Below are 1,520 nucleotides of genomic sequence, written 5' to 3'. Positions count from 1 at the left end.
CATGACGGCGAGCCGCGTCTTGCGGTTGCGGCCACCGGCGACAAACGTCCCGAAGGTCAGGTTGCGCACGAGCCTGACGATGATGAGAACGATGACCAGCAGGATCAGCGCCGCGAAGGTCCACAGGAGTGCCGCCGCATAACCGGGGCCCGCCACGCTATCCAGCCACTGCATTGGTTTCCCCTGATCGGTTTTGGAAAGTGACGCGACACTAGACCGTTGCGACTGGCCACCGCAAGTTGCCTTTCACGCATCGTGAACAGCTTGAAACACAGGGAAGGCCGCTCGACATCATTTTTATCTGACATTTGCCGCCCGGGCCTTTTCCGGACTAGGAGAATATGATTCAACCGGCTAAAGCGCGTCGCGCTGAAACGGATTCATGCGACGCGCTTCAGGTCCTTGTTTTTCATGCGTGACGTTTTCCCAAAACCGAAGTCACTTTTGGGCGACATGCATTAGGGGCGGGTGTCGGAACCTCGGATTTCACGAGCAGGGGGCATATGGCCAAGGAAGCGCGCGGCGATTTCTATCCGGTACCGATCGTCGACCAGAATACGCGACCGGGCGCGGTCACCCGGCTTATCATCTTCATCGTCGTTCTGACGGGCGCGGCCATCGTCTTCGGCCTTTTCCGCGAGCGCCTCGGCGATCCCTTCCTGCTCGGCATGCTCGGCGTGCTGGCGATGATCGGTGTCGGCTTCCTGTTCGCGACCGCGATCGGCTTCGTGCAGATCACACCGCGCTCGACGGGCGACGAACTGTCCAAGGCTTTCGTCGATTCGATGGGCCAAGGCCTGCTGGTCACGGACACCAAGGGTCGCGTCGTCTACGCCAACCGGGCTTATGCCGATATGACCGGGGCCACCTCGGCCGCCGATCTGAAGACCGTCGAAGGATTGCTCTCGGATGTCCCCGAGGCCTCGGTGACCATTTACCGGCTGGCGTCCGGCTTGCGTGACGGGCAGCCGGGCGATGGCGAGTTCAGGCTGGCGCAATCGATCCGGCCCGGCGCTGAACCGGGCGCCCGCTGGTACCGGGCGCGCGCCCGCGCGTTCAGCGTTCCGGGCCAGCGGTTGCCGATGCTGGCCTGGCAACTCGCCGATATTTCGCAGGAGCGGGCCGAGCAGGAGCGTTTCTTCCTCGATCTGCAGAAGGCCATCGATCACCTCGACCACGCGCCGGCCGGTTTCTTTTCGGCCGATCAGGACGGCCGCGTCACCTACATCAACGCCACGCTCGCCGGATGGCTGGGCATCGACCTTGCCAGCTTCACGCCCGGCGCCGTCACCTTGCCCGATATCGTTGCCGGCGACGGCATGGCGCTGGTGCGCTCCGTCAAGGCGGATCCCGGCACGACGCGCAATGCGGTCATCGATCTCGACTTGACGACGATGACCGGCGAGGCGCTGCCAGTGCGCTTCATGCACCGCGTTTCGGCAAGCCGCGAGGGCGTCGGCGGCCCGACGCGCACCATCGTGCTCAACCGTACGCAAGGCGAGGATGCCTCGGCCGATCTC

Annotated in this window: 1 protein-coding gene; it reads left to right on the top strand. The window is 63.9% G+C overall.

The features are described 5' to 3' along the window. Positions 1-503: 503 nt before the first annotated feature. Positions 504-1,520 (top strand): PAS domain-containing protein (locus EOA36_RS35185; protein WP_127281212.1); only part of this gene is annotated, 1,017 nt, incomplete at its 3' end.

Origin of the sequence: Mesorhizobium sp. M8A.F.Ca.ET.021.01.1.1 (assembly GCF_003998025.1) — a bacterium.
Classification (GTDB): Bacteria; Pseudomonadota; Alphaproteobacteria; order Rhizobiales; family Rhizobiaceae; genus Mesorhizobium.
This window is presented reverse-complemented; position numbering and strand designations above follow the sequence as displayed.